This window comes from Blochmannia endosymbiont of Polyrhachis (Hedomyrma) turneri, assembly GCF_000973505.1.
Classification (GTDB): domain Bacteria; phylum Pseudomonadota; class Gammaproteobacteria; order Enterobacterales; family Enterobacteriaceae; genus Blochmanniella.
The window spans coordinates 64,105-89,408 of the sequence record NZ_CP010048.1 but is presented as its reverse complement, the minus strand read 5'-3'; the positions used below and the strand labels follow the sequence as shown (position 1 = coordinate 89,408).

The window sequence follows — 25,304 nt, the reverse complement described above, 5'->3', positions numbered from 1 at the left end:
ACTCTTTCTAACAAAGTTTCAAAAAAAATCTAAACGCAATACTATAATATCAAACAATCCATACAATAACAAAATCTTCAAAACATCCAACATGATTTACAAAATTAAACTCATTACTTCAAAACAATATAACACCCATGAACAAAATAAGTTCATTACTTATAACATTTTTCCACTCATACTCTTAATATTATAATTATAAGATCTCTTAGATTCTATTTTCTTTGAAACATAAGAAACACACTCCCCAAAATACGAACGTAACCCTTTATATAAAGCACAAGCTATTTTTTCTTGATAAAAATCACTACCAAGTAACTTTTCCTCCCCTGCATGAGTAATAAAACCAGTCTCGATTAAAACCGATGGAATATCTAAAGAACGCAAAATTCCAAAATCAGAATATTCTGGTACATATTTATGTAATACACCAATATTTTCCAACTCACGCAACATCTTCAATGCAATGTCATACCCAACTTTTTGAGCATGAGAAAACTGTAAATCCAAAATTACACGATTAAAATAGGGATCAGAACTAACAGATTCACCCAATATATCACTGACTGCTCCACATAATTGTGATAATTTGTTCCTATTTTCTAACCAATGACTTATTTCAATATCAGCACGACGATCAGATAATACCCACACTGAAGCACCTCGAACACTATTACTTTTAACGCGATTTGAAACAGCATCAGCATGAATCGATAATAATATCTTAGCACCCTTATTACGAGCCAACTCAGCACGTTTCAATACAGAAATAAAATAATCCCCTTCACGGATCATCACAGGATTAAAGACTGGATCAGTATCCAACAATTTTTTAAACTTTTTGGCAATAGCTATCGTAACATCTTTTTCACATAAACCACTATACCCCATAGCCCCAGGATCATGACCACCATGCCCCGCATCAATAGCTACTACAATGGGCACAGGAAATATTTTCATTGGGCACGACAAAACTTGTTGGGATAACTTATTTCCTATATAATCACAAAATGAACTTTTATTCTTTTGCAATTTAGATAATTTAATATTCGAATTTTCAATACTTTTTTTACGAAAATTAAGATCTAAAGAACTTACATCATGTAAAAATGATAAATTTCGAGTAATTATTAAAAATACTGTATAATACCCACTAATATCTTCCAACAAAACATCATCTATACACGATATATACGATAGATCAAATACAAAACGTACATTATTTTTATCTATTGTTTTATTAACACGAACACGATGAATTATATTTTCATTAGAAAAATTCACAGGAAATTTCTCACGATGCATTGGAATAATAATATTCGAAATATCTATAACCAATCTTTCTGGATTATGCAAAACATAAAACTTATAACTAGGAATATCTTGAAAACTGAATACTATTATTGATTTATTACAGTCATTCATAATACAAAAATTATTAAGTACTACCGAAGCATATACCTCATGTATTATAAACAAATAATACGCTACTACCAAAATTACACTAAATTTCAATCTTAACATACGTGCATACTTCCATAAATACACAACTTTTTTAAAATTGATTCTCCCAAAAAACTATAAGATCGAAATGTGATTTTACGAATAAACAACGAGCGATGATACTCCAGAAGCACAGATATATCTTCCTGTGGTAAAATATTTTCTACTAAATTTGGCCATTCTACCAAACACAAAGAACAACAATTAAAATAATCCCGAATGCCGATATACTCAACTTCTTCAAAATTACGCAAACGATAAAAATCAAAATGATACACAGTCAAACAGCTAAAAACATAAGCCTCCACTAAACTATAACTTGGACTTTTTACTCGACCGGAATAACCTAAACCTCTCAAAAACCCTCTACAAAAACTGGTCTTTCCCAACCCAATATCACTACGTAAATAAATATTACAGGCTACACCTGAAATACTAGCTAACAACTTCGCTAATTTAATCGTCTCTAATTCAGAATTAGAAAATATCTCATATTGTCCCATATACCACAATCAAACAACAATACGCAGTATTCATAAAAAATGTACTGAAATACATAACTAAATTATTATACATTAAAAATGTAATTTTTTAATACCACCGCATTTTAATAAACATAAAAAACAAAACAAATTCACCGAATTATCATTAAAAACAACAAAAAATTAAGCGGGAAACGAGACTCGAACTCGCGACCTCAACCTTGGCAAGGTTATGCTCTACCACTGAGCTACTCCCGCTAATACTACAATCATACCAACTATACTTAAATACATTCAAATATAATTCATCACAAAAAACACACAAACACACCAACACTACGCCACTTACAACATACAAAATTATTTTTCACAAAAAAAATATAAAGAATAATCATTAATGATTATATAAATAATATATCCACTACTTACCTATAAACGTATAAAATGTTCACGATAATGAATCAACTCAGCAACTGATTTACGTATGTCATTTAATGCTGTGTGATCAGAATATAATTGATATCCAGATAAAATATCCGGTTTCCAACGACGCACTAATTCCCTCACAGTACTCACATCCAAATAACGATAATGAAAATATGCTTCTAACTCTGGCATATAACGAAATAAAAAACGACGATCCTGCGCAATACTATTACCACAAATTGGAGATTTGCCCTCTGGGACCCAATTTCGTAAAAAATCCAAAGTTAAAGCAGATGATTCTTCTTCATTAATACAACTCTTTCTGACTCGATCTATCAACCCAGTACTTGTATGAACACGAACATTCCAAAGATCCATCGCCAATATATCCTCTTCTAATTGACGTATAGCCAAAACAGGACCTTCGCTTAAAATATTCAATTCTTTATCAGTAACTAACGTTGCAATTTCTATTATACGATGACGGTCTGGATCTAATCCAGTCATTTCAAGATCAATCCATATTAAATTATCATCACTTATTAACATTTCAATCTCATACAAACAATCATTATAGTCATACCAACAATTATACAATTAACTTAAAATTGTAACATAATAAAAAAATATATACAACCACACACAAAAAATTCATAATAACGAATAAAAAATATACACATCTTCAATAAATATTAAAACAACCAACAATAATTAACTTAAAAAATATTTTTTTTGAAAATACAGAAAATTCTACTACTTTATAGCACTTCTAATACAATTAATCATACAACTTTAAAAAAATCGTATGATCATAAAATACTTAAATATTTATCAATCAATCACATATATAAATCTCAAAATAATAAATATAAATGATATACTTAATTATAAATATTATAAATAAATATAAATTATAAATAAATATACAAATACTTTTTATCAAATATTTTAGAATCTATTAAAATACAACTAATTTTTTTAAAATCACTTTAAATAAAATAATTTTTAATAACACTCCTAACATAACTTAAATTGCACCCAACTTAATTTTATAGGATTCATTCTATGCTACAAAAAATACAAATAACATTACAGTACCTATTACCAAAACGTGGAATAACACAATTAATTGGCCTAATTGCAAATTATAAAGGGGGATTACTAACCCAATGCATAATAGAATTTCTTATATATATTTACAAAATTGACATGCAAGAAGCACAAAAACAAAATTCACGAGATTATTTAACGCTTAATGAATTTTTAACTAGAAAATTACATAAAAACGCCCGTCCTATATATACAGATCCACAAATAATAACCATGCCAGCTGATGGGAAAATAATACAAATGGGAAAAATTAATTCAACAGGAAATCTGTTACAAGCAAAAAATCATACATACAACCTAGAAGGACTCCTTGCCGGACAAGACGCAATCATTAACCATTTTTATAATGGAGATTTTATAACAATCTATTTATCACCCAAAAACTATCATAGAATTCACATGCCATGCAAAGGTATATTAAGAGAAGTAATATATGTACCAGGCGAATTATTCTCAGTACATCCTACAATAGTAAAAAAAATTGACAATATATTTGCACGGAATGAAAGAGTTATTTGCTTTTTTGAAATTCAATTTGGTTATATGGTACAAATATTAATAGGATCTACAATTACAGGAAGTATTGAAACTAAATGGCTAGGAACCATAACACCACCACGGGAGGGAATAATAAAACATTGGCACTACCCACACACATCTAATAATCCTTTAACTTTATTAAAAGGAGAAGAAATGGGACTATTTAAAATAGGTTCCACAGTTATTAACTTATTTAGTCATGGAACAATTACTTTCGAAAAAAATCTAAACACAAACGACATTACAAAAGTTGGACATCCACTAGGAAAAATAGGAGTAAATGAATACACAAAACTATCTCATAACACACTTAAACAATAGTTATCATTATTATTATTAATATGCGGATCATCATTATTTTTTTAATCACATTATGGAACGTAAGTACCTCTTTTTCATTAATCGCTACAATATTACCAAGCAATAACATCCTAGATGAAAACGAAATACAATATAAAATAAAAAATATTATCACACAAGATAATATATCTAACACAGAGAAAGAAAACATTGTAAAACAATTAACATCAGCACTACAATCAATATCGGAAACAAGATACTCTGAAAAAAAAATAGAAGAATACCAAAACATTATAAATAACTTTTCATCTATAATACACCAACTTCATGAAGAAAAAAATATTGAATCTCATTCTAAAAACAACAAAAATAACATAAACATCTCTGATAGTAATAAATTAAGACAATATTTACTACACATAAACCAACAATTAACTAATTTAGATCAAGAATTACAACAAGAACAAAATTTACTACGTTCTATAAACGATTCTTTAATCTCATTACCTCAACAACACACCAAAATAAAAAAAGAACTAAACGATATACATCAAAAAATATCTAATTTTTCAACAACAATGTCTTATTTAGAACAAGCTAAAATAATTGCACTACAAGCAATAAAAGAATCTAAACAAACAAAAATCACTGAAATAGAACTCGCTCAAATAAGTGCCAATAATCGACAAGAACTATCAAAACTACGCATTGAATTACTAAAAAATAAATATGAGCGACTAGATAATGAATTACAAATGACACATATCCAACTACACAAAATGCGACAACAAGAAACAGCACACACAATCGAAGAAATAGAAACACTCATAAAAACAACAGAAAAAATAGGAATATACTCAATAAACATTGCTCAACAACTAACAATCAATCGTCATCTTTCACAATCGTTAAAAGAACAAATAGAACACATAAACCTAATCACTCTACAACAACGACAAACCGCCTCACATATTCTTCAAGCGAGACAAACACTGGCTAAATTATTGGAACAATCGCAATGGATTGACCGATCTCCAGCACTTGGAGAAACACTACGTTCACAAATCTTTAAACTATCAAAAAAAAATACCCACCAAACACAACAATTAAACCATGAAATGAACAAACTAAAAAAAAATCACTTAGAATATGAAAAACAAATTTACAAACTCTCTGTAATATCATCACAAAACATAAAAAATAATGAAATATTATCACCTAATCAAATACATATTTTAAAAACACAAACAGATACCCAAAAAAAACTATTAAATTCATTATTATCAAATTGTGATATTCAAATTCTCGAATTAACCAAACTAAAAATTGCACATGAACAACTCAAAGATATTATTAAAAATATAGAATGCGCTGCACATAATTATTTATTTTGGATTCCCGATATTCATCCAATTAATCTATCTTATCTATACAAAACATATCATGATCTGCACTTATTATTAAATAGTAATACTTTATTTCAATTAACATCCGCAATAAAAAAATCTTTTATCAACAATCAAAAAAGCTCAATATTATCTTTAACACTCTTGTTATTTATATGTTCAAGCCATATCACATGCCAAAATAAATACTACTCTTTTTTGAAACACTCCAACCAACAATTAAAATACACAAATAATTTTTTGCTCACATTACAAAATATCTTTTGGTCAATAATTATTGCTATACCAATACCAATACTATTAATGTTATTCGGATATAATTTATATCAATCATGGGAATATCCAATCGCCTCAGCTATCGGGGAAGGCATAATAACCGCTGCACCAATTCTATGGTTGCTAATGATATTTTCATACTTCACATCACAAAATGGATTATTTATCAGTCACTTTAAATGGAAAAAAAATAAAATAAAACAAGCATTATATCACCCAACTTTTTTTATAATAGCAATCACTACACTACTTGTTACGATAAGTACTTGCAATAATTATAACAATAAAGAACTGTACGATACTTTAAGTCGATTATTTTTTACTATATTATGTATATGCTTAACATTAATAACATATCGGCTAAAACAAGCAAATTTTCCGTTGTATACAGACAAACACACATCACCTAATAATATCATCAACCAATACCTATGGTATATAATGACATACTTCCCAATAATCAGCGCAACTGCCGCTTGTTTCGGATATTTATCAACCGCTCAAACATTATTATTACAATTAGAAACATCACTGATAATAGGAATTATATCATCAATTATTTATTATACTACACATCGTTGGATCATTATTCAAAAATACAAAATTTTGTCCAAACGCGTAAAACAAACAAAACATATAATAAATACAAAAAAACACAATATATCATTATTACCTAAATCTTACACAAAAACTAACAATACAATTAATATACCAACAGCACATTCCATAATTAAAAAAAACATTCATGATCTATCAAACAATGATTTATATCATATTAGTAACCAATCACTACAATTAATACGATTAACTATTAATTTCATCACAATTGTTATCATATTATCACTATGGTCTGAACTTCATTACATATATGTATTTCTAGAAAAAACTACTATACTAGATACAATAACATCTATAATTGTAAACACAAATAATATTCAACCAATCACCATAAAAAAACTACTAACAATTACATTAATATGTTTTTTTACAATAAAATTCACTAAATATTTACCCTCTCTATTGATACTAACCATATTACAATACTTGAACTTTACACCTGGAACAAATTACGCTATTATTATTTTAACAAAACATACTCTAATACTATTTAGTATTATAATATCCTGTTCACACTTAGAAATTGAATGGTCTAAACTACAATGGTTAATAGCCGCAATAGGTGTTGGGCTAGGATTTGGATTACAAGAAATTTTCGCCAATTTTATTTCTGGGCTAATAATACTGTTTGAAAAACCTATCCGTATCGAAGATACAATAACAATTGAGAATTTAACTGGACACGTCACACAAATAAACACCAGAGCAACTACAATCACGGATTGGGACCATAAAGATATCATTATCCCAAATAAAGAATTCATTACTAAAAAATTTATTAATTGGTCATTATCAGATACAATTACACGAATCGCACTAAAAATTCCTGGCCCACCAGAAATCAACACCGCAACAATAACACATATCATACTAGAAGCCGTAAAAAGCTGCCCTCTTGTACTACACATTCCCCAACCAGAAGTATACTTAATAAATTTAGAACAAGGAATACCATTATTCGAAATCAGAATTTACACCTCAAACATAAAACACAGAATGACAGTACGACATCAAGTACATATATTAATTATTCATTTCTACAAAAAACATGGCTTACAAATACCATTCCCGCACATAAAACACATTAATACAAATGAACATAACACATAATTTAATTAATAATAACAACATAACAAGACAAACCAACATCTTTGTTTATTAAATAAATCATATACCTTCCCTACTAATACGGGCAACATATTCAGAAGAACGAGTATCAACCTTAATCAAATCACCTTTCTCAATAAATAACGGAACTTTAATAACTACATCAGTACTTAAAATAGCCAATTTTGTAGATGCAGATACAGTATCCCCTTTAATAGCCGGCTGTATATCAACAACCTCCAGATTAACAAATTTTGGAGGAGTAATAAAAATTGGATTATCATTCCAAAATGTTATCTCATAACATGACTGCGCTATTAACCACTTTACATTATTCCTAACAATCTCCGCAGCAAGAGATATTTGTTCAAATGTAAAATTATTCATAAAATACCAAAATATTCTATCATTATATAAATATATTAAACATAACTCCTCAACATTAGCTAATTCAACAGAATCCCCAGACTTAAAAGTTTTTTCTAAAATCTTACCAGTAATTAACTTTCGAAAACGCACACGACTAAAAGATTGGCCTTTACCAGGTTTTACAAACTCATTACTAATGACAATACATGGCTCACCATCTTGCATAATTTTTAAACCTACACAAAACTTATTTATATCATTTAATCTTATTATCATAATCTATATCTTTACTCTTAAGATCTATTAATAATTTAAATACAAAGATTCTCTAAATTACTCATGCAATCATCTGAAAAACTACTATTGTTATAAACAAAAATAACCCCCAATCTATAATACTTTTGGGGGTTACATAAACAAAATAAAAAACAACAAACGTAAAACTACTTAAATTTACATCATACCACCCATTCCTCCACCTGCACCACCAGCAGCACCTCCTAAATCTGGTTTATCTTCTTTAGGAAGCTCAGTAACCATACATTCAGTAGTTATCATTAAACCAGCAATAGAAGCCGCATATTGCAAAGCCGAACGAGTGACTTTTGTAGGATCTAAAATGCCTAATTCAATCATATTACCATATCGTTCAGTAGCAGCATTGTAACCAGTATTACCTTCTCCTGATCTAACATTGTTAGCAATTACTGAAGGTTCCTCACCAGCATTCGCCATGATTTGACGTAAAGGAGCTTCCATAGCCCTACGAGCTACTTTAATACCAACGTTCTGGTCTTCATTTTCTCCACGTAAATTTCGAATAGCATTTGCTACACGAATTAATGCCACACCACCACCTGCAACCACTCCTTCCTCAACAGCAGCACGTGTAGCATGTAAGGCATCCTCTACTCTAGCTTTTTTCTCTTTCATTTCAACTTCAGTAGCTGCACCTACTTTAATTACCGCGACCCCTCCGGCTAATTTGGCAACACGCTCCTGAAGTTTTTCACGATCATAATCAGATGTAGCTTCATCACGCTGCTGATTTATTTGCGCAACACGACTATCTATAGCAGATTTATTTCCAACACCATCAATAATCGTAGTAGTATCTTTAGTAATAACAACACGCTTAGCTTGACCCATATCATCCAAAGTGGTTTTTTCTAACTCTAAACCAATCTCTTCCGAAATAACAGTTCCAGAAGTTAAAACTGCAATATCTTGTAACATCGCTTTTCTACGATCACCAAAACCAGGTGCTTTTACAGCTGTCACTTTTACAATACCGCGCATATTATTGACCACCAAAGTAGCCAAAGCCTCACCCTCAACATCCTCGGCTATAATTAACAAAGGCTTACCAGATTTAGCGACAGACTCTAACATCGGTAACATTTCACGAATATTTGATATTTTTTTATCTGCTAATAAAATGAACGGATGTTCCAACTCAACAGCACCACTTTCAGGCTTATTCACAAAGTAAGGCGAAAGATAACCTCTATCAAATTGCATACCTTCAACAACATCTAATTCATCATGTAATCCAGATCCCTCTTCTACAGTAATCACCCCCTCTTTACCGACTTTATCCATAGCTTCCGCAATAAGCTTACCAACAGTTTCATCAGAATTTGCAGAAATCGTACCCACTTGAGCAATGGCTTTACGATCAGAACATGGTACTGATATTTTCTTCAACTCTTCAACCGCCGCAACTACCGCTTTATCAATTCCACGCTTTAAATCCATGGGATTCATCCCAGCAGCCACAGCTTTTAATCCTTCATTAACTATAGACTGAGCTAATACAGTAGCAGTAGTAGTCCCATCACCAGCCGAATCATTTGCCTTAGAAGCGACCTCTTTTACCATTTGCGCTCCCATATTTTCGAATTTATCCTCTAATTCAATTTCACGAGCTACAGAAACACCATCCTTTGTAATCACTGGCGCCCCAAAAGATTTATCCAAGACAACATTACGTCCTTTAGGGCCTAAAGTAACTTTCACTGCATCCGCTAAAACATTAACACCTCGTAACATCTTCACACGAGCATCGTTACCAAATTTCACATCTTTAGCTGCCATTTTTTTGTTCCTTAAAAAAAAATTTGTTCAGTTTATCAGTTGATCAATTAATAAATATTTTACGCGTAAATTATTTTTCAACAATAGCAAGAATATCACTCTCTGACATAATTAAAACTTCTTCATTATCAATTTTTTCCACCTTTACACCATAACCATCATTGAATATTATAGTGTCCCCAATTTTCACATCTAACGCTTTTATTTCACCGTTTTCTAAAACACGTCCGTTTCCAACTGCTAACACCTCTCCGCGAGTAGATTTACCTGCTGCAGAACCAGTCAGCACAATACCCCCCGACGATTTTGATTCAACTTCCTTACGTTTCACAATAACACGATCATGCAATGGACGAATTTTCATTTTTGACTAGCCCCCTAAGATAAGAATAGTTCAAATCTTTACTAACTATTTCAATATTTTAAATTTTAAAATTAATTAAATTAAAAACCAAACTACTGACTACCAACTACCAAACTATTAACCTAAATAAAATAACAATACTAAAAAACCCGAAAATACTAACTCTAAAACATTTACAACTCTACTTTACAGTTAAGTAGATGGGGATATTTAAAAAACCTTCAAGGGTAATCAACAAAAAAATTATATTTCATTAATCAGAAAAAAATAAATAAAAAAATATAAAGTAACACGAATAATACTATACAATAATTATTACCACAAACAATATAATAATAATAATATTGATGATGATAATGATAATAACACTCTTCTAATAATTTTTTTTATTATCTTTACTTAGTATTTTTGATATTTTATTATGTAACTTTTTTATTATGTAACTTTTATTGTAGTTGTATTTTAATCTTTTCTGCAAATGTTACATTAAATTACTTTAAACACACCAAAACCAAATAAAATACTCCAAAAATACTCCAAACAAAACTATCTAAAAACCATTCATTAAAACTATTTTAAAGACTTGATCTATACTTCAAATTGCAATAACATTACATAATGCACGATAACACAATATATAAATTTTAAATTTTATAATCAAAATTCACTAAAAAAAACCACAAACCACAAGACAACGATGAATATTACACCACTCCAAAAAAAAATCAATCATAACATTTTAATAAAAAACACCATTATTATCATCTGTACTGTACCAAATGATAACAAATCCACACATCTCTCCATCGCAAAAACATTAATAACAAATAAACTAGCTGCGTGCGTAACTATACTACCTAACACACATTCCATATACTATTGGGAGAATCAAATACAAAAACAAGAAGAAATACAGCTAATCATCAAAACATGTGCAACATTAGAACAATCCGTCTTTCAATACATAAAAACTAAACATCCATATCAAATTCCAGAATTGCTAACATTGAAAATCACTAACGGAGAACCAAATTATCTACTATGGATCTATAATTTGTTAAATTAACACTAAAATTACACTACGGAATATATTACTCGTACTAATAATACTAATAACATTTAATAATCACTTTACTATTATTACACGTATTTTCTAAAAAAAATTTAACACAAAAAACCAATTAATTAAAACATAACAACATTAAAACATAACAACATAAATAATAAATAAACATAAACATAAACATAAGTTAACTTGAACCGTAAAATTAATACCGCGCCAAAATCTCGATGGATCCTGAATATCAATAAATTTTGTAATATATCTGAAAATATATTACAATATTCTGAATAAATTTATTCAATCTAAACTAACTAGTTACTAGTTAATTTTAATTAACTAACTATAACTGTAATTAACTAACTAAATGAGCTTAATTTATCAAATTATATTTATATTTATATTGATAATGATGTAATAAATCGAATATAGTCATTGTAATATAATATAGCTAACAGTGGACAATTACAATAAAATACAAAAACACCTTAAGCCCGGATAGCTCAGTAGGTAGAGCAGAAGATTGAAGATCTTCGTGTCCTTGGTTCGATTCCAAGTCCGGGCATAGTCACAATAAAAAACCACGTCAATTAAAAAACATTAGTATCTATTTCCTTCTTAACTTAATCTTAACTTAAATAAAGAAAACTATCCCTACCATTCATATTTTTTTCATTAACTTATTTATAATGTACCTCCCAATTTTTATCAAAAATCCTTACCCAAGAAACAAAATTTCTCTCAAATAAATAATAACAAAACCATTATCATAATAATAAACTAAACCAAAAAATCAAAATCATAATATATCTCACACACAATCCTGCTTGTTGATATATCATCCTTTTCCATATCTACCAACAACATAACATTCAAAAACCAAACAAATACTACCAACACATAAAAGTAAACACAAAAAATATAAACACAATTTAAATCCGTCGTAGTAACAGTTATTTACTAATTAACAAAATAAATTATAATATAGAAATTAAACAAAAAAATTAAAAAACAAACAACAGATGATTGCGAAACTATAACTATACAACTAATAAAAAAATCAACTCAAAACAATACAAATCATTATTATGGAAAAAAATATAGAAACAATATTAGTCAAAGCTGGAAGGAAAAAAAAATATACCCAAGGTGCCATAAATCCTATTGTACAACGCACATCATCAATAATATTTGACTCTATCCATCACAAAAACCAGGCCAGTAAAAATAACAACAATTATGAATTATTCTATGGTCGAAAAGGTACATTAACACACTTTTCATTACAAAAAGCAATGCTTAAATTAGAAAATGGATTCGGTTGTGCATTATATCCATGTGGTACAGCAGCAATTACCCACAGTATCCTCTCATTTATATCAGCAGGAGATCATATTTTAATAACAAATTCTGCATACGAACCTACCCAAAACTTTTGCCAATATTTACTACACAAGATGAACGTCACAACAACTTGGTTTAATCCATTAATTGGCGATAAAATTAACACATTAATACAAAATAACACACGATTAATTCTATTAGAATCCCCAGGATCCATAACTATGGAAATAGAAGATATTCCAACTATTATAAACTCAATACGCTATAAAAATCCTAATATTATCATTCTATTAGACAACACTTGGTCTGCCGGAGTATTCTTAAAACCACTTGACATGGGAATTGACATTTCTATTCAATCAGGTACTAAATATATCATTGGACACTCAGATGCTATGATTGGTACTGCAGTAGCCAATCAACGTTGTTGGACACAACTACGCGAACATTCTTATTTAATGGGACAAACAATTGATCCCGACACCGCCTATTTAGCAACACGAGGATTACGTACATTATACACAAGACTAAAACAACATGAAAAAAATGGATTAATGGTAGCTCGCTGGCTTTCCTCACACCCGCAAGTTGCACGAGTTAATCATCCAGCTTTACCAAGTTGCACAGGACATGAATATTTTACAAGAGACTTCACTGGATCATGTGGACTATTTTCATTTATACTAAAAAAACGTTTAAACAATCAACAATTAGATAATTATATTAATAATTTTCAACATTTTCAAATAGCATATTCTTGGGGCGGATTTGAATCATTAATTCTTGCCTATCAAGTTGAAGAACTACAAAAAATACGTAAAAATATTAAACTAGATTTTACAGGAACATTAATTCGACTACACATTGGACTAGAAAATGTTGACGACTTAATTTATGATCTCGACAATGCCTTTAAAAGAATATTGTAATAAAACCACATAATAATATTTATGTAAAATCGATAAAAATCATATATTTTGTCTTAACTTAAAAAATTTTACAATAATTCAATAATATTATTAAACTACATTCCATTATATTAAATAAACCTATAAAATAAGTCTATATTATTTATTATAAACTAGCAAGAATCACGTAACATCACTTCTTGATTTAGCTCCTCAATTTTATTTTTCATCAATATATAACAATTATCAGTTACTATATCTACTTCTTTGATAGTATAATTCGTAGTTTCTATAGGAGGTAAAATTTCAATAATGACCGATCCATTAGACCAACGATTTAAACGTATCTTATCCCCACTAAGATTAGAAACACAAATTGGAACTATTGGTACCCCAGCAGAAATAGCTGCATAAAAAGCACCTTTTTTGAAAGGCAACAACCCTCTTCCTCGACTACGAGTCCCTTCAGGAAATATACAAACTGAAATATCATATTTTTTAATATTTTGAATAATTCGATATAACATTCGATGAGATTTAATACTGTTACTACGATTAATCAACAAATTACCACTTAACCAATATAATAAACCAAATAACGGTATCCACAATAAACTTCTTTTCCCAACTGTTATTGTTCGTGGTTGTACTACATATGCTACAGTTACCATATCATAATTATTTTGATGATTGGCAACATAGATACAATTTTTTGGAATAGCTGTAAACAATAATTGACGAATTTCTACCTGAATACCAAAAATAGGAGCCATACATCCAAATAAACGCCCAAAAAAAGAAACATGAGACGGATCTCTCGGATTAAATAAACAATAAATAACACCAAATATACAAATAATAATAGATATAGTTACAACTAAAAACATTCGAACAACAGCAAGCATAACCTCTCCATTATCATATAAAATTCCCAAACAATACACTTTCACCGTAATAATTCACTAAACGAAAATGTATCAAAAAAATAAAATACCACTAAACGAAAAAACAAATAAAACAAATAACCACAATTAAATGCTATATAAAAAAAACATGCTAAATCAATAAATCATTGAATTATTACGATCATTATACTCAAAATATACATAAATTTTCCATATCCACACATGACATACTACACCCCTCTTTATCAACCTCTTTCACATAATAATATATCAAATAATTTTTAACTAATTAAAACAATCAACATTAAATTAAATTACCCAAAATAAACCACCATATAATATGGACACAAACACCAAAAATCTTATTTCACACAGGACACAAATAATATTATTATACAAATCATTTTTTAAATTATAAAGTTTTTGATAATACACAAGTTATTGACCTAACCCACACAAAAACTACAACACTACACCAACAATATCTTTAACCATAACAATAAAATCTGTTTGATAATATTTACACTACAGCATCACCACTACATTCAATTAATAAAAAAACAACCTCTAATTAAAAAAAATAAATCACTTCCCTAATATGTTCCTAAATAATTAATTAAAATACATATCTCTCATTAAAATCCACACACATCTACTTAATTTATTTATCTTATTTTTTATTTATCTTACTTATTTATCATTATTAATTATCTATTAATGCACTATCACTCAAAAATAATAAACACCCTTTAAAGATATTCTATCAATAAAATAATTGGCTAAACTCAAAAAACACTCTTAAACATATTATTTATACAATATCTTCTAACAAAAACACCAAAAAACCAAAAATATATCATCATTCTTATACAACAATTTACATTTAAATACTTATAATATTTCTTAATATAAATAATAAAATGTTCTGAACAAATTATACATGCAAAACAAATAAAACATACATCTAATTCAAAACATAAAAAATTATATGGACATAAAAAATCTTAAAATATAATATCCAATATACATAAATCAAAACTTCTAAACAAAATACACAACAAAAAATTTTAAAATCTTTTACTAATCAATACATACTATATAATAATACTATACTATATAATACCAACTAATAGTTAAAATTTTATTTATCTTTCGATTGTTGCAAAACATCAATCATTTTACTACTTGAACAATTTAATTCAAAATCTAATGTATACACTTGACCACCATTAGCCATCACTTCCTGACTTCCATCTATCTCACAAAACTGGTAATCCCCTCCTTTTACTAAAACATCAGGCAACAAACTTCCAATTAATCGCTTCGGACTATCTTCATTAAAAGAAACAACCCAATCTACAACACTTAATGCGGACAAAACAACCATGCGCTTCTCTAAAGAATTAATTGGCCTATTTATACCTTTTAAACGCTTAGTAGAGGAATCACTATTTACAGCTACAATTAATCTATCTCCTAAACGCTTAGCTTTCGATAAATAAGTGACATGACCAGAATGTAAAATATCAAATACACCATTCGTCATAACTATCTTTTCTCCTCGCTGACGCGCTAAATCCACATTTCTTAATAAATCATCTTCACTCAAAACACCAAAAACAATATCCACATGACCATTAATTACACTTTTTAATTCAGATAAATTAATAACAGAAGTACCTGATTTTTCAACCACAAGACCAGCCGCAACATTAGCTAAAAAACAAGCTTCCTCCAAACTTTTACCAACAGACATAGAAGCAGCTAATGTAGCTATTACTGTATCACCTGCACCAGTAACATTATACACCTTTTTAGCTCTAGCTGAAAAATACAACGGTTCTCTTCCTCGTTGTAATAACAACATTCCATTTTCAGAACGAGTAATTAACATAGCCGACAATCGACACTGTAAAATAATCTCCATACCCCGAGTAATTAAAACATCTTCACGGTTATAACAACAACCTAACGCATGTTCAAATTCTAATAAATTTGGAGTTAACAAAGTAGCCCCTGAATATTTAGAAAAATCTGAACCCTTGGGATCTACTATTACTGGCACAGAAAACTCATGAGCTATAGCAATAATGTCTTCCAAACAACCATTTAGTAAACCTTTAGCATAATCTGATATAACTAACACGTTTACAGATAACAATGCTAATTTAATATATTCAATAAAAGACAAAATATCACTATTTCTAAACTTTTTTTCAAAATCTAATCTAATCAATTGTTGATGATGTGACAACACTCGCAACTTAATAGTTGTAAGATAATTATCATTATAAATAAAACTATAATCTACATTAAATAAACTTAACTTTCTTGCAAGAATTTTTGAGGTATCATCAACACCAACTACACTAATCAATTTTACCTTTGCACCTAAAGCAGCAACATTCATGGCTACATTAGCTGCCCCTCCAGGACACTCTTCAATACGATCAACATTAACCACAACTACTGGAGCTTCCGATGAAATACGTGGGGTATCCCCAAAATAATACCGATCTAACATCACATCTCCTATCACCAAAACACGAGATTGTGAAAAATCAGGAAAAATAAAATTCACTATAAACTCCACAATTAAAAATAATCAAGTAATCAAAAAATTAAATATAAAAATTCACAAAATAAATACCATTTTAATTACATAAAACATTAAAACATTATGACAATTGTCATTACAGAATTGCAAAGAAATAACATATTACTATATAATCCCACAATCATTACACAATCTAATTATTATTATTTACTTTTAATATTTAAAAATTAAACAATAAACACACAACATTTCGAATACGTTAATTATTAATAAACATCATCATGATAAAAAATGATAAAAATCTCACATACTATTTTAATAAATAACGGTCTTAATCATGACTGATGTCTATAGTATATTGTCATATATATACATAACAATATGCACTATAATATAAATATACATAACAATATTCATTATGCACTATATCTAATCAAAACACATCAAACATAACATCTAACAATAACAAAATATATATTTTTAATAACACATAATAATAAAAAACGAAAATCATAACACTTTTACTAAAGTTTTTTTATAATAATTTATTATCAAAAATTAAAAACCAAAATATAATTATAAACATAACTCATAAATTTCTTTTGTAGTAAATAAAAAATGAAAAAATATTTAGTAGGAGGAGCAGTACGAGATAGTTTGTTACAATTACCAATTAAAGAAAAAGATTGGGTAGTAGTAGGCACCACACCTCAAGAAATGTTAAAAATAGGATACGAACAAGTTGGAAAAAATTTCCCAGTATTTTTACACCCTATTAGCCATGAAGAACATGCACTAGCCAGAACAGAAAAAAAAACTGGACATGGATATACTGGTTTTATCTGTAATGCATCCCCAAAAATTACATTAAAAGAAGATCTATATCGAAGAGATTTAACAATTAACGCTATCGCTCGTGATAAATATGGAAATATCATTGACCCATATAATGGACAACGAGATATGAAACTACGAATATTGAGACATGTTTCCGTTCTTTTTAAAGAAGATCCACTACGTGTATTACGTGTTGCTAGATTTGCCGCTAAACTTTTCCACATGCATTTTTGCATAGCTACAGATACTTTGAAACTCATGAAGGAAATGAGTCCAGAACTATTATTTTTACCTCCAGAAAGAATATGGACAGAAACAAAAAAAGCTTTAATGACAAAAAATCCAGAAGTATATTTTCTAGTATTACAAAAATGTCATGCATTAAAAATACTATTTCCTGAAATAAATAAATTGTTTTGCATACCATCATCAAAAACATATAGCAATATTGATACAGGTACTCATACCATGATGGCTCTTAAAGCATCTGGAAAACTAAGTAACGACATTACAGTACGATTCGCCACACTCTGCCATGATATAGGAAAAGGTGAAACACCAAGAAACCAATGGCCCTACCATAATAAACACGAAGAAATTGGAACAAAAATAATTGAAAATCTTTGTCGCCGATTTAAAATAGAAAACCACTTGTGTGCATTTTCAAAACAAATCGCTAAATATCACACATTATTACAAAACATAGAAAATATCCCACCAAAAACAATAATAAACCTATTTCACTCCTTCAATCTCTGGCGACAACCAAAAAAATTAGAACAAATAATACTTACTATAAAAGCTAACATTCAAGGTTATAACAATAAACAACAATTTCCACAAGAATATTTTTTACATCAGGCATTCTTAATCACAAAATCAGTATGTGTTACAAAAATAATCCAGGACGGATATGAAAAAACAGCAATTAAACAAGAACTAAGTTTAAGACGAGAACATGCTCTATACCACTGGAAAATTTTACCGAAAAAAACATATAAATCAAAATAAACAAAAATAAATTAATAAAACAAATAAATTAATAAAACAAACAAAGAACAATAGCTACAATAAAACGATATACAGCAAACGGAACAAAAGAAACACATCGAATAATTTCCATAAAAAATTTAACTGTAAATAAAGATGTAAAAAACGAACTTAAAAAACCAATAACCAACACAGGAAAATATTCCCAAGTAATAAAATAAAAATTTTTATATAAAACTAACACTGTAGCACTAAATATCATTGGAACTGCCAACACAAAAGAAAATGTTGATGCTACATAACGATTTAAACCTACCATCAATCCACCACTGATCGTAACTCCGGAACGAGAAAATCCCGGGCATAATGACAAACACTGAAAACACCCAATGACAAAAGCTTGCAAATAACTTAAATCATCAATGTTAGAAATATGATCCAAAACATAAAACTCACGTGTAAACCATTCAGCTATTAATAAAAGCACACCTCCTAAAATCAAAAAATAAATCATATATTGTATTTTAAATACATTCTTAACGTTCTCATAAAATATTAAACCTAATACTACAGTAGGCAAAACTCCCAAAATAATATGACCACACGATAAAAATGACCCACTAAAAAATCCAAAATTACCAAAACATACTCTCTTAATGAATACAACGAAAAAACTTTTCCAAAAAACAAATACAATAGATAACACCGCACCTAATTGAATAACAACATTCAATACAATCCCCACTTTATCATCACTAAATCCTAATAATTCACCGACAAAATTCATATGTAATGAAGAAGAAATAGGCAAAAACTCTGTTAAACCTTCCACCATCCCTAAAATAAAAGAAATAACCAACAAATACAAATCTAACATTATTTTACCCCAAAAAACACAAACTACCCACCTCAAAATATCCAGAAATAATTTTAAATATTTTTTAATTGACCCTTTACCTGAATGTTCATTGTATTCTAAATTATTGTATTATGAAATTAAAACATATTATCTTTTTTTACCCCTTTCAATAATTATACCTACATCAACATCCTTAGCAAGAGCTCCAAATTTACTAACCTTAACACGAATCCATGGAATACCAAAACGAAACATTAATTCACTGGCAACACATTCTGCAACAGACTCTAATAAAAAAAAACACCTATGTGACACTAGCACAGACACAACATCACTAACATCTTGATAATTCAAATAATCTTGAATTTGATCATTAAAAATTTTTGTCTGATCATAATAATAACCAATTTCTAAATCAAAAATTAATTTTTGTAAACAATTTCGTTCCCAATTATATATTCCTATAACAGTTGTAACAACTAACCCTTTAATAAACAAAATGTTCATAAATTAATACCAACTTAGACAACTTGTCACATACAACACCACGATATAATATGCATAATGATTGTAATTATTCATATATATATTATTATTGTTATTATTATTTATATTATTGTTATAATATTTTAATATATTATCGTTCAATATATTATATTACTTATTATTTTATTATTATATTACTGTTATAATATTATTATATAGTAATAACTATAACATATAATTTATAGATATAATTTATAGTAATAACAGTTATAATATATAATTATAATATATAATATAAGTAATAAAAATTAAGTAATAAAATAATATAAATAGTAAATATATATACAATAATATATCAATATAAATATAATAAATATATGATTATATAATAACAAGTCATCAGTATACAGATATACAGATCTCTAAATTCACAATTATAATAACACTATTTTAAAAAAACTATTAAAAAAATTACGGACAGTTTAAAATATTCAATACAATCAAACTTAAAAAATTAATTTAAGGTATATAATTTATGAATACCAATACACTTATTCTTATAGTATTCTCTTATCTTATTGGTTCAATTTCAAGCGCTATTTTAATTAGTCAATATAAAAATTCCCCAGACCCACGATCTTATGGATCTAAAAATCCAGGAGCAACAAATATATTAAGAAAACTAGGAAAAAAAACAGCTACCATTGTGGTAATATTTGATATTCTAAAAGGTATAATCCCTATTTGGATAGGATCTGTGTTTCTGAAAATCAACTCGTTAGAAACAGAAATACTAGCCCTCAGTACCTACATAGGACATATTTATCCAATATTTTTTAATTTTCGCGGTGGAAAAGGCGTAGCAACTGCATTCGGATCACTATCAATAATTAGTATAGACATTGCCGGAATCATGATCACGACATGGATATCCAGTATTCTAATTTCCGGATATGTCTCATTAGGAACTATTATTACATCCTTCATCACTCCTATATATATCTGCTGCATGCATCCACAATTCACAGCATTGTCAATAATATTATCTCTACTAATATTAATTAGACATTATGATAACATAATGCGTTTATATCAAGGTCAAGAAATCAAAATATGGCATAGTAAAATAAAACAGTAACATGATATAAAAATCAACATAAAATATAATATATTAACATAATATTGTACCTATATTACAATATATCTTCACCTACACTACAATACATCTTCAATAGACCAACGAGGATTGACCATAATAGATAAATCTTGACTAAATAGTCCCGATCGAAAACGCAACATACCCACATAGGCAATCATAGCGGCATTATCAGTACAAAATTCAAGAGGAGCACAAAGAATTTCCACTCCCTTCGCTGACAACGTATCCGATAAACGTTGACGCAAACAACGATTAGCACTAACCCCGCCACCAATTAATAATAATTTACAACCTGTCCAATCTAAGGCACGTTTACATTTAATTAATAAAGTATCTACCATGGCATCCTCAAAAGCACGCGCTATATCATAACGAGTTTGATCATTATCTTTACTCTTTGCAATGACATTTGCTACACACGTTTTTAAACCAGAAAAACTAAAATCAAAACCTGATCGATTACTCATGGGACGAGGAAAAATATAACGACCAGAAACACCTTTTTTCGCAATTTCTGACAACATAGCACCTCCTGGATATTTTAACCCCAGTAATTGTGCAATTTTATCAAAAACCTCTCCTGCCGCATCATCTAATGAATCACCTAACACTTTATATTTCCCTATATCATGTACAAAAATCAATTGGGTATGCCCCCCGGACACCAAAAGAGAAATAAAAGGAAACATTAATATTTTCTCTTTTAACATTATGGGGGTTAATAAATGACCTTCCATATGATTTACTTTAATAACAGGAACTCGCCAAGCATAAGCAAGAGCATGTCCCACTGTTGCACCCACCATTAAAGCACCCATCAAACCGGGACCAGCAGTGTAAGCAACAGCATCTACACCTATAGATCCCGATTCTAATATTGCATGCTGAATCAAAGGAACTATCTTTCTTATATGATCACGAGAAGCTAATTCTGGAACCACTCCACCATAACAAGAATGAATTTCACTTTGACTATATAATTGATTAGCAACTAATCCAGAATCTTCATCGTAAACTGCTATACCAGTCTCATCGCACGATGTTTCAATACCCAATACACGCATACTATAATTCGCATTACATAAAAAAATTTAAAATTATTCTAACCTTAAAATCTATACCTATCATCCTATCATAAGGAAACAATCACAATATTAACAATAATAAAAAAATAAAATGTTTAAAAAATTCTACAAACAAAATCCTATTAAAGTTGAATATTGCGATCGTTTTTTTTAAATGTTATACTAAATATAGTTGATTTTATCAAACTATAAAAATAAAAATTATACCACGAGGGAAACATGCCTATTATAAAAGTTAGAGATAATGAACCATTTGATGTGGCCTTACGCCGTTTCAAACGATCCTGTGAAAAATCAGGAATTTTAGCTGAAGTTCGACGACGAGAATTCTATGAAAAACCAACTACAGAAAGAAAACGAGCAAAAGCATCTGCTATTAAAAGGCATATTAAAAAAATAGCACGTGAAAATATACAACGAAACCGTTTATATTAATATTAAAGATATTTGCGAAACGAACAATATAACAAATAAAACAATTTACAATTTAAACTCAAAGTAAATATTACACCTGTCTTGCCCCAATAACACGCAAGATCAATAAAAATATTCATTTTTGAAAATTAAACTATTATGTAAAATATTTTACAGTACTGTCCTGTTAATGCTATTAATATTATATTGATAAGAAAACCAAATTTCATAATTCATATAAATATAATATATGACACATTTAATACCATCATCAATAATACATGACATATTATCACGAACAAATATAGTCGATTTAATTAACACACGAATAAAATTAAAAAAAACAGGAAAAAACTTTTATGGTTATTGCCCCTTTCATCAAGAAAAACACCCATCTTTCAGTGTAAGTTTTGAAAAACAATTTTACTACTGCTTTAGCTGCGGTGTACATGGTAACGCAATTGATTTTTTAATACACTATGAACACATAGGATTCGTTGAATCTATTAAAGAACTAGCATCCATACATGGAATTAATATAACGCCATATAATTCAAAATTTAACAGTGCACAATACCAAGAACAACAAGAGCTATACAACTTAATGAACAATTTGAATATTTTTTATCAAAATAACTTAACGCAAAACTCAGCTATACAAGCTCGTGAATATTTACAAACAAGAGGATTAAATCCTACCATAATTAAATATTTTAACATTGGTTTTGCAAAAAATGAATGGAAAAATGTCGCGAAAGAAATTGGAACATCAAAAAAAACTCAACGACTACTAAATAAAGCTGGCATACTAATTATAAACAATCAGGGTCATATGTATGATAGATTTCGAGAACGAATTATATTCCCAATACGAAATAAGAACGGCCAAGTAATTGCATTTGGAGGACGCGCGATTGGAAATAAAACACCTAAATATTTGAATTCACCAGATACCGATATCTTTAAAAAACGGAAACAACTGTACGGACTATATGAACTTAAAAAAACAAACCAATCACCACCGTATATTCTTCTCGTAGAAGGCTACATGGATGTTATCACTTTAACACAATTTGGAATTCATCATGCAGTAGCCTCACTAGGCACGTCAACATCCGTAACACACATACAATTATTATATCACAATACAGAGAAAATTATCTGTTGCTATGATGGAGATCAATCAGGACAAAAAGCAGCGTGGCGAACATTAAAAACAACGCTTCCTTACCTAACTGATAACAGAATATTATCATTTGTGTTTCTTCCAAAAACAGAAGATCCTGATACATTAATACGAAAAATAGGAAAAACAAATTTCTTGAAATATATACAAAACGCAGAACCATTATCTATTTTCCTATTCAAAACACTATTAAAAAAAGTAGACATAAAAACTATAGAGGGACGGTCAAAATTTGGCCACTTAGCATTATCAATAATTAATGTTATACCGGGAAAAATATTACGTATGCAACTGCATCAAGAACTAGGAAATAAAATTGGTATTTTAGACGATAATAAACTTAAACAACTATCCGCATATAATACCACTAATAATCATAAAACTAAACATCAAACACCAAAAATAAAAAACACTACAATTAATATTCTAATAAAACTACTATTACAAAAACCCCAACTCGCTACACTAATATCAATCAACAAAAACGATTTAATAAATATCAAAGAAGCTTATACTCACACACTAATTGAATTAATTGAATTTTGTAAAAATTATCCACAAACAACACTTGGATATATTTTAGAACATTATAGACGAACAATAATGTATAGAACAATTAAACAATTCATTACATGGAATTACGCGCCTAAAAATGATATTATTCAAACAATTTTCAAAGACACTCTACTTAACTTAAAAAAATTAATACTAATAGAACAACAAGAAACATTAATTGCTATGTCTAGAAACAACAAATTAACAAAAGAACAGTCTGAAAGACTGTGGCATATTAACAAAATATTAGCAAAAAATAAATAATAAATATGCAAGAAAATATTTCTTTTTTAAAAATAATGATTTAACATTAACGCATATAAAAACTAATAAAAATCAACTATAAAATGAAAATAATAAA

General features: G+C 28.7%; 20 protein-coding genes and 2 tRNA genes. 9 read left to right on the top strand and 13 right to left on the bottom strand.

Annotated elements, in window-relative coordinates; all coding sequences use genetic code 11:
* Positions 1-159: 159 nt before the first annotated feature.
* The 4 genes from BTURN675_RS00355 to orn form a co-directional block, all read right to left on the bottom strand.
* On the bottom strand, positions 160-1,524 hold the full coding sequence (locus BTURN675_RS00355; protein WP_052722565.1) for an N-acetylmuramoyl-L-alanine amidase: 1,365 nt from the start codon (positions 1,522-1,524) through the stop codon (positions 160-162).
* The gene (tsaE, locus tag BTURN675_RS00350) at positions 1,518-2,006 is read right to left on the bottom strand and encodes a tRNA (adenosine(37)-N6)-threonylcarbamoyltransferase complex ATPase subunit type 1 TsaE (RefSeq protein ID WP_046288622.1); all 489 of its coding nucleotides are present in this window, start codon (positions 2,004-2,006) and stop codon (positions 1,518-1,520) included. The genes BTURN675_RS00355 and tsaE overlap by 7 nt, the downstream gene beginning before the upstream one ends.
* Before the next feature lie 165 nt (positions 2,007-2,171).
* Positions 2,172-2,243, bottom strand: a tRNA-Gly gene (locus BTURN675_RS00345).
* A gap of 171 nt (positions 2,244-2,414) precedes the next feature.
* Positions 2,415-2,960 carry an oligoribonuclease gene (gene orn, locus BTURN675_RS00340; RefSeq protein WP_046288621.1) on the bottom strand — a complete coding sequence of 182 codons (546 nt, stop codon included), beginning with the start codon at positions 2,958-2,960 and terminating at the stop codon, positions 2,415-2,417.
* A gap of 516 nt (positions 2,961-3,476) precedes the next feature.
* Between orn and asd the strand changes: the two genes are divergently transcribed.
* Together asd and mscM are read left to right on the top strand one after the other, a co-directional pair.
* Positions 3,477-4,382: an archaetidylserine decarboxylase gene (gene asd / locus BTURN675_RS00335; RefSeq protein WP_046288620.1), complete on the top strand. Its 906-nt coding sequence runs from the start codon at positions 3,477-3,479 to the stop codon at positions 4,380-4,382.
* Positions 4,383-4,402: 20 nt separating this feature from the next.
* Positions 4,403-7,771, top strand: coding sequence for a miniconductance mechanosensitive channel MscM (mscM, locus tag BTURN675_RS00330; RefSeq protein ID WP_046288619.1), 3,369 nt, complete (start codon positions 4,403-4,405; stop codon positions 7,769-7,771).
* A gap of 57 nt (positions 7,772-7,828) precedes the next feature.
* Here the strand turns inward: mscM and efp are convergent, their stop codons facing one another.
* From efp to BTURN675_RS03270, 4 genes are all read right to left on the bottom strand, one after another.
* A complete protein-coding gene (efp, locus tag BTURN675_RS00325; RefSeq protein ID WP_046288618.1) occupies positions 7,829-8,413 on the bottom strand; it encodes an elongation factor P in 585 nt (194 codons plus the stop codon).
* 177 nt (positions 8,414-8,590) lie between these two features.
* Positions 8,591-10,234 carry a chaperonin GroEL gene (groL, locus tag BTURN675_RS00320; protein WP_046288617.1) on the bottom strand — a complete coding sequence of 548 codons (1,644 nt, stop codon included), beginning with the start codon at positions 10,232-10,234 and terminating at the stop codon, positions 8,591-8,593.
* A 70-nt stretch (positions 10,235-10,304) separates the two neighbouring features.
* The gene (locus BTURN675_RS00315; protein ID WP_046288616.1) at positions 10,305-10,598 is read right to left on the bottom strand and encodes a co-chaperone GroES; all 294 of its coding nucleotides are present in this window, start codon (positions 10,596-10,598) and stop codon (positions 10,305-10,307) included.
* Between the two features lie 729 nt (positions 10,599-11,327).
* Positions 11,328-11,471, bottom strand: a complete 144-nt coding sequence (locus BTURN675_RS03270) for a hypothetical protein (RefSeq protein ID WP_245592141.1) — start codon at positions 11,469-11,471, stop codon at positions 11,328-11,330.
* On the opposite strand from BTURN675_RS03270, the gene cutA reads away from it, so the two are divergent.
* From cutA to metC, 3 genes are all read left to right on the top strand, one after another.
* Positions 11,404-11,664, top strand: coding sequence for a divalent-cation tolerance protein CutA (gene cutA / locus BTURN675_RS03200; protein WP_245592137.1), 261 nt, complete (start codon positions 11,404-11,406; stop codon positions 11,662-11,664). The genes BTURN675_RS03270 and cutA overlap by 68 nt on opposite strands.
* 486 nt (positions 11,665-12,150) lie before the next feature.
* Positions 12,151-12,223: transfer RNA gene (locus BTURN675_RS00310), tRNA-Phe, on the top strand.
* A gap of 520 nt (positions 12,224-12,743) precedes the next feature.
* Positions 12,744-13,931, top strand: coding sequence for a cystathionine beta-lyase (metC, locus tag BTURN675_RS00305; protein WP_245592136.1), 1,188 nt, complete (start codon positions 12,744-12,746; stop codon positions 13,929-13,931).
* 152 nt (positions 13,932-14,083) lie between these two features.
* On the opposite strand, the gene BTURN675_RS00300 is transcribed toward metC, so the two are convergent.
* Both BTURN675_RS00300 and hldE read right to left on the bottom strand, forming a co-directional pair.
* Entirely contained in the window at positions 14,084-14,815 is a 732-nt protein-coding gene (locus BTURN675_RS00300) for a 1-acylglycerol-3-phosphate O-acyltransferase (protein WP_046289070.1), read from the bottom strand.
* A gap of 1,141 nt (positions 14,816-15,956) precedes the next feature.
* Entirely contained in the window at positions 15,957-17,396 is a 1,440-nt protein-coding gene (gene hldE / locus BTURN675_RS00295; RefSeq protein ID WP_071840772.1) for a bifunctional D-glycero-beta-D-manno-heptose-7-phosphate kinase/D-glycero-beta-D-manno-heptose 1-phosphate adenylyltransferase HldE, read from the bottom strand.
* A 594-nt stretch (positions 17,397-17,990) separates the two neighbouring features.
* Here hldE and BTURN675_RS00290 point away from each other — a divergent pair.
* On the top strand, positions 17,991-19,220 hold the full coding sequence (locus BTURN675_RS00290) for a multifunctional CCA addition/repair protein (RefSeq protein ID WP_046288614.1): 1,230 nt from the start codon (positions 17,991-17,993) through the stop codon (positions 19,218-19,220).
* Positions 19,221-19,248: 28 nt separating this feature from the next.
* Here BTURN675_RS00290 and uppP read toward each other — a convergent pair whose 3' ends face one another.
* On the bottom strand, positions 19,249-20,076 hold the full coding sequence (gene uppP, locus BTURN675_RS00285) for an undecaprenyl-diphosphatase UppP (protein WP_046288613.1): 828 nt from the start codon (positions 20,074-20,076) through the stop codon (positions 19,249-19,251).
* A 129-nt stretch (positions 20,077-20,205) separates the two neighbouring features.
* Positions 20,206-20,565, bottom strand: a complete 360-nt coding sequence (locus BTURN675_RS00280) for a dihydroneopterin aldolase (RefSeq protein ID WP_046288612.1) — start codon at positions 20,563-20,565, stop codon at positions 20,206-20,208.
* A gap of 514 nt (positions 20,566-21,079) precedes the next feature.
* On the opposite strand from BTURN675_RS00280, the gene plsY reads away from it, so the two are divergent.
* A complete protein-coding gene (gene plsY / locus BTURN675_RS00275; RefSeq protein ID WP_046288611.1) occupies positions 21,080-21,682 on the top strand; it encodes a glycerol-3-phosphate 1-O-acyltransferase PlsY in 603 nt (200 codons plus the stop codon).
* 77 nt (positions 21,683-21,759) lie between these two features.
* On the opposite strand, the gene tsaD is transcribed toward plsY, so the two are convergent.
* The gene (gene tsaD / locus BTURN675_RS00270) at positions 21,760-22,767 is read right to left on the bottom strand and encodes a tRNA (adenosine(37)-N6)-threonylcarbamoyltransferase complex transferase subunit TsaD (RefSeq protein ID WP_046288610.1); all 1,008 of its coding nucleotides are present in this window, start codon (positions 22,765-22,767) and stop codon (positions 21,760-21,762) included.
* 240 nt (positions 22,768-23,007) lie between these two features.
* On the opposite strand from tsaD, the gene rpsU reads away from it, so the two are divergent.
* Together rpsU and dnaG are read left to right on the top strand one after the other, a co-directional pair.
* Positions 23,008-23,223 carry a 30S ribosomal protein S21 gene (gene rpsU / locus BTURN675_RS00265; protein WP_046288609.1) on the top strand — a complete coding sequence of 72 codons (216 nt, stop codon included), beginning with the start codon at positions 23,008-23,010 and terminating at the stop codon, positions 23,221-23,223.
* A 229-nt stretch (positions 23,224-23,452) separates the two neighbouring features.
* Complete coding sequence (gene dnaG / locus BTURN675_RS00260) at positions 23,453-25,207, top strand: DNA primase (protein ID WP_046288608.1); 1,755 nt, start codon at positions 23,453-23,455, stop codon at positions 25,205-25,207.
* Positions 25,208-25,304: the final 97 nt, after the last annotated feature.